This is a genomic window from Mycobacterium sp., assembly GCF_049673265.1.
Classification (GTDB): Bacteria; Actinomycetota; Actinomycetes; order Mycobacteriales; family Mycobacteriaceae; genus Mycobacterium.
In genome coordinates, this window is sequence record NZ_JBATXN010000649.1 from 1 (window position 1) to 6,406 (window position 6,406).

Sequence of the window (6,406 nt, forward strand, 5' to 3'; positions counted from 1 at the left end):
ACGACACGCCGGAAGACGCCGCAATGATTTAAGTTTCGGGGTCAGCGCCTAGCCGCCCTCGTGCATCGATTTACGGATTTGGGCCATCCGTTCGGCCGCCGCCCGCTGCCGATCTTCGTACTGCTCCTCCACGTCGCGGCCTGCGGGAGTCTCGGCATCCAATTCGGCTGCGCCGATTGAGGTCCCGTATCGAGTCTCGATCTTCTCGCGGACCGATTCGAAGGTCGGTACACCTGAATCGTCGTAGCCGGGGTCGGCGTCTGGCTCGTCGGGCATGGTTTCACGTTACCCGTGGCGGTCCAGGGTTGACCGCTAGCCAGACCGCGACCAGCACCGCGTGGCTGCGACGGCGCGTCCACACCGGCAGCAGCACCAGCGGCGTGCTCGCCCAGCGTGTCCAGGCGCTCCACGGATTCGCGTGACGCACGAATATGGCGCGGCGAATACGTGCGACCCCTCCCCTCAAGCGGGCTTACCTGCCTACAGGCTCAGTGCGCGGACCCGGAGCGGCCGTCCGCGGTGGCGCCGTGGACGGCAGCGCCATCCACGGCAGACCGGGCGTGCCCAACTGGCCGGCCAGCCAGGGCAGCGCCAGAGCGAAAGCCCTACTCGCAAACGGCCAGTCGTGTTTGCCTGGCTGGGCGACAATCGCGCAGTCGATGCCGTTGGCGCGGCCCAGTTTGCATAGCCGCTCGGCGGCGGCGGTCTGGTCGTTCGTGTAGGCGATGTGGTCTTGACCGCCCAACCCCACCGCACCGTCGTCCACCGCGAGACTGCGATACCGTTTCGGCGCGTTATCCGACGAAATGTCGAACCAGCCCGAGACATCGTTGTATCGGCCGTGCCTGGTCATCACCGTGGCCGGGTCGAAGGCTTCCCACGCGACGGGGTTGCCGCCGAACAACCGAACAATGGTTTGCGCCTTGGTTCCGGCGTCCGGGCCCATGTTGCCCGCGATGTCGACAAACGAGCTGAACAGCTCGGGGTGCATGACCGTGAGATCCACCGCGCAGGTCCCGCCCATCGACCAGCCGACGACGCCCCAGTGGGACGCTTCGGAGCTGACGCCGAAGTTCGAAACCATATACGGCACAACGTCTTTAGTTAGATGGTCGGCGGCGTTGCCGCGGCTCCCGTTGACGCATTCGGTGTCGTTGTTGAATGCTCCGCCGGAGTCGACGAAGACGAATACCGGAGCGTTGCCGTCGTGCGCGGCCGCCAGTTCGTCGATCGCCTTCACTGCGTTGCCCGTACGCGCCCAGTCACCGGGCGTGTTGAACTCGCCGCCGATCATCATCACGGTCGGCAGGTGTGGCGGCGGCGTTCTGACAAACCACGCAGGCGGCAGGTAAACCAGTTCGCCGCGATGCTTGAAGTGCGACGCGTCGTCGGGGATCGTCACCGGCACCAGGCTGCCGTGTTGAGGCTGAACACCCCGGGCCGCCATCGCAGTGACGGTGGCCAGGTCGGTCTGGTCGGGCAGCGGCCCCGCGGTGAGCTGGTTCAACGCGGTCTGCACAGTGGGGAAGTAGCCCACCCACAGGTTGAGCACCAGTGCTGTGCTGAGCAGACACAGCGGCACGGCCAGCAGTGACGCGCCGCGCCGCCACCAGGCCGTACCACGCCAGCCCAGGAACAAGATCACCACCGCTGCGCCGCTGCACGCGATCCACCACCACAACAAATGCGGCGCCGGGTCGTCGGCAAGGCCGTCGGCGGTGATGTACCAGTGCGCCCAAGCAGCCACTCCGACACCGACAGCTGCTGCGGCCGGCAGCCACAACAACCGCCAGCGGCGCGATCGCCACCCGACCGCCAGTAGCAGCACTGTCACGCTGATGGCTTGGACCGTGCCCGGAATCCAGCCGTGCATCAGCGACGTGTGGTGCTCTGCCGCTAGTGAGAACGCGAGGTTCGTCGCTGAACCCGTCACATGGTCCATTGTGCTGTTATCCCGGGCGTTGAGCACCTGTTTCATTCATCGGTTGCTCAATCGGTATGCACCCGGTGGTGGGGGCTATCGCGGCTTCGCCAGCGGGAACGGCAGGGTCTCACGGATACTGCGGCCCGTGATGAGCATGACGACGCGGTCGACCCCCATCCCCAGACCTCCGGTGGGCGGCATCGCGTATTCCATCGCCTGCAGGAAATCCTCGTCAAGCTCCATGGCTTCGGGATCTCCGCCGGCGGCCAGCAGGGATTGCTCCTGCAGCCGGCGCCGCTGCTCGACCGGGTCGGTGAGCTCGCTGTAAGCGGTGCCCAGCTCGACGCCCCATGCCACCAAATCCCAGCGTTCGGCGATGCCGGCTTTGCTGCGATGTGGTCGGGTCAGCGGCGACACGGACAACGGAAAGTCGGTGTAGAAGGTCGGTTGCTCGGTTCGAGCCTCGACCAGATGCTCGTAGAGCTCCAGCACCACCGCGCCGGCGTCCCAGCGCGCCAGGTAGGCGATGTGTGCGGCGTCGGACAGTTTGCGCAGCTTGGCCAAACTGGTGTCAGCGTCGACGTGCTCGCCGAGCGCTTCGGACACCGCCTCGTGCACGGTTTTCACCGGCCACACACCAGAGATGTCGACTGCTTCGAAGCCGCCGCCGGTGGCGCCGGGGCGGGGTCGCATCACTACTTGCGCGTCGTTTGCGGCCTGGGCGGCGTTTTGGATCAGCTCTCGGCAGCCGTCGATCCAATCGGTGTAGTCGGCGTGCGCCTGGTAGGCCTCCAGCAGAGTGAACTCGGGATTGTGGCTGAAGTCGACGCCCTCGTTGCGGAAAGCGCGGCCGAGCTCGAACACCCGCTCCACTCCGCCGACGCACAATCGCTTCAGATACAGCTCGGGCGCTATCCGTAGGAACAGGTCGAGGTCGTAGCTGTTGATGTGGGTGTTGAACGGACGAGCGGCAGCACCGCCGTGAATTTGTTGCAGGATCGGCGTCTCGACTTCCAGGAAACCCTTGGCGTGCAAGGTTTCTCTGATGGCGCGCAGCACGCTGCTGCGCGCCGCGATCAGCTGGCGCGACTCGGCGTTGATCGCCAGGTCGACGTAGCGACTGCGCACTCGCGCTTCCGGATCGGTCAACCCCTTCCACTTGTTGGGCAGCGGCCGCAGGCACTTGCCGATCAGTCGCCAGTTGCGGACGATCAGTGACCGGGTCCCGGTCTTGCTGAATCCCATCTGCCCGGTCACTTCGACCAGATCGCCGAGATCGATGGCCTTGGTGAAATCCCTGGTGCGCCCGCGCTCGAGAACTGAATTCTCTAGTAGCAGTTGCACTTCGGCTGACCAGTCGCGCAGCTGAGCGAACAGCACACCGCCGAAGTCGCGGATGCGCAGCACCCGTCCGGACACCGATACCGCCGTCTGGTCGTCGCTGCCCAATGCCTGGGCGATCGTGTGGCTGGGTGCCTGGCCCACCGGGTAGGCGTCAACGCCGCGGTCCTGCAGCATCTTTAGCTTGGACAGCCGGACTCGCATCTGTTCTGGAAGCCGGCGGCCACCTTCCGCGCCGGCTGCCAGGTCGTGCCGCTGCAATGCGTCGATGTCGGGTGCTGAGCCGTCGTGGTGCAACAGCCCGCTCGTCAACAGCGTCGGCGGCACCGACGGGTGATGCCCGGTGTGGTGTTCGTTGCGCCGAGTGAACGGCAGCACCAGGAAGCCTTCGGCGATGACCGAGGCGACGCCCACCCGGGGGATCATCCGGGCGTCCTCGTAGCAGGCGTACCGGGGCACCCAGTCGGGTTGATATTTCATGTTCGAGCGGTACAGCGTCTCTAACTGCCACCAGCGTGAGAAGAAGATCAAGAATCCTCGCCACAATCGCGCGACCGGGCCGGCGCCGAGTTGGGCGCCCTGCTCGAACGCGGACCGGAACATCGCAAAGTTCAGCGAGATGCGGCTGATCCCGATGCGCTCAGCGTGTAGCGCAAGCTCGCTGACCATCAGCTCGATGGTCCCATTGGGCGATTCCGGAGAACGACGCATGAGATCGAGCGAAACGCCGTTGCGGCCCCACGGCACCAGCGACAGCATCGCGATCACCGTGCTGTCGGGCTTGACGGCTTCGACCAGTAAGCAGTCGCCGTCGGCCGGGTCGCCGAGCCGGCCCAGCGCCATCGAGAAGCCGCGCTCGGTTTCGGTGTCTCGCCACGCATCGGCGTCGGCGAGCACCCGCTTCATCTCGGCCGGGTCGATGTCGTGGTGTCGGCGGATCCGCACCGTCAGCTCGGCGCGGCGCGCCCGGGTTGCGGCCTGGCGCACGCCGCGCATCTCACGGCCGGAGAGCCCGAAGTCGGCAGTGTGCAGGATGGCCTCGTCGCCCAACTCCAGCGCGTTCAGGCCGGCCTGGCGAAACGCTCTTGCTCCCGCCGAACTCGCACCCATGTTGCCGGGTGTCCAGCCGTAGGTCTGACACTGCGCCAGCCAGGCGTCGATGGCCTGCGGCCACGCGCGCGGGTCACCTATCGGGTCTCCGCTGGCCAGGCACACCCCGACCTCGACGCGGTAGGTGATCGCGGCGCGGCCGCTCGGCGCGAAAATTACCGACTTGTCTCGGCGAGTGGCGAAGTAGCCCAGGGAGTCGTTGTTGCCGTAGAGCTCGAGCAGCGCGCGGATCGCGGATTCGTCCTCACCGGTCAGTGCGTTTTCGGCGCGCTGTGATCGAAACAGCACGATCGCGGCGACCATCAGCGCCATCGCGCTGAACAAGCCGAACAGCGCGTTGAGGAAGACGTGCGGCCGACCCACAAACGTTCCGGGATCGGCGACGGCGAATCCGACCACTCGGTTCACCACGTACAGCAACCGGTCATCGCGGGCCAGCGTGCGGGGGAAGGCTTCGACCAGTGCCCAGGACAGCAGAATCCCGATTGCCCAGCCGGTGAGCAGCACTCCGGCCGCCTTGATCAGCGCACCGGAGCGGACCTTGGCCCAAAACTCTCGATAGGCCAAGACCAGTACCAAGAGTGCAGCCAGATGGAAACCAAGCCCGAAGGTCTCGCCGATCCTTCTCAGCGGGGTGACGTCATCGGCGGTCAGGCCGGCGACGTTCAAGCCGGCGGCCAGCAGCAGGTTGAGGACCAATAGCCACCAGGCGATGCGTTTGCGCGTGGTGAGGGCGCCGGCCAGCAAAGCCAGCACGAACGACCACGCGAAGCTGGTGTCGGGAAAGTTGAACAGGTAGTCGTTGATGAATTCCCGCGGCACCTTGATGGCCCACCGAATCACCGGCGACACACTGGCGATCAGCGACAGCGTGGCGATAACGCCGACCGTCCACCCGGCCGCCGCGGGCACCCAGCGCAGCCGGGAAGTCGACCGGCTCCGCGGACGAGACGCAGTGAGGGTCACAAACCGCGAGGATATTCGCTCAGGCTATGGAATTTCTATGCCCGGACGGCACGGAATTGGTCGCGCCGTTATGACTGCTAAACTGTCATCTGCGACCGTCTCCGGCGAAGTCCAGAGACAGCAAGTGGAGTCCCGCTCCCACCGTTGGCCAAGAACGGCTCAGCGGTCCGGTCACCGACACGCCAGCGGTGTGTAGGTTCTGCGTCACGCAGGCGGCTTCTGCCGTGACCGGTCGGCACCGGGCCCTGCTTACGCAGGGCTTTTTTGCTGATGGTGCGGTGTTTCCACCGCTGAGTCTCCGAACGGGCCAGCTGGCGGTGGTGGTAGGACAACAGTTAACCCGCCCGGTGACGATGCGGGCCGCGCAGCGGCCTGAGGAGGAGCCGGGCAGTAGAGCCCAGGAGGCCCCATCAGCACTGAGACCCGCGTCAACGAACGCATCCGCGTACCTGAAGTCCGTTTGATCGGCCCGGGAGGGGAGCAGGTAGGCATCGTGCGTATCGAAGATGCCCTCCGCGTCGCCGTGGATGCCGATCTCGACCTTGTCGAAGTAGCTCCAGACGCCAAACCACCAGTTTGCAAGATCATGGACTACGGCAAGTTCAAATATGAGGCGGCGCAAAAGGCGCGCGAGTCTCGCAAGAACCAGCAGCAGACGGTCGTCAAGGAACAGAAGCTGCGACCCAAGATCGACCCTCACGACTACGAAACCAAAAAGGGGCACGTGATCCGATTTCTGGAGGCGGGATCGAAAGTCAAGGTGACCATCATGTTCCGCGGACGTGAGCAGTCGCGGCCAGAACTGGGCTACCGGCTGCTGCAGCGGCTGGGCTCCGATGTCGCCGACTACGGGTTCGTCGAGACGTCGGCCAAACAGGACGGGCGCAACATGACGATGGTGCTGGCACCCCACCGCGGCGCAAAGACTCGTGCCCGTGCGGCCGAACAGGCCGGTGGCCCCACACCCCCGCCCGCACCGACCACCGATACCGAACCATCGCCGAACTGATACAGACAGACAGAGGACCGAAAACATGCCCAAGACCAAGCCGCACAGTGGTGCGT

4 protein-coding genes are annotated in these 6,406 nt (G+C 65.5%); 1 reads left to right on the forward strand and 3 read right to left on the reverse strand.

Annotated elements, in window-relative coordinates; translation table 11 throughout:
• Positions 1 to 48 precede the first annotated feature (48 nt).
• The 3 genes from WBF82_RS22015 to lysX form a co-directional block, all read right to left on the reverse strand.
• Entirely contained in the window at positions 49 to 276 is a 228-nt protein-coding gene (locus WBF82_RS22015) for a hypothetical protein (RefSeq protein ID WP_424385053.1), read from the reverse strand.
• 196 nt (positions 277 to 472) lie between these two features.
• Complete coding sequence (locus WBF82_RS22020; protein ID WP_424385055.1) at positions 473 to 1,942, reverse strand: alpha/beta hydrolase; 1,470 nt, start codon at positions 1,940 to 1,942, stop codon at positions 473 to 475.
• 75 nt (positions 1,943 to 2,017) lie between these two features.
• Positions 2,018 to 5,341 (reverse strand): bifunctional lysylphosphatidylglycerol synthetase/lysine--tRNA ligase LysX, encoded by a 3,324-nt coding sequence (lysX, locus tag WBF82_RS22025; RefSeq protein WP_424385054.1) that lies wholly within the window; start codon positions 5,339 to 5,341, stop codon positions 2,018 to 2,020.
• A 409-nt stretch (positions 5,342 to 5,750) separates the two neighbouring features.
• Between lysX and infC the strand changes: the two genes are divergently transcribed.
• Positions 5,751 to 6,350, forward strand: a complete 600-nt coding sequence (gene infC / locus WBF82_RS22030; RefSeq protein ID WP_424385056.1) for a translation initiation factor IF-3 — start codon at positions 5,751 to 5,753, stop codon at positions 6,348 to 6,350.
• The last annotated feature ends 56 nt before the right edge of the window (positions 6,351 to 6,406 follow it).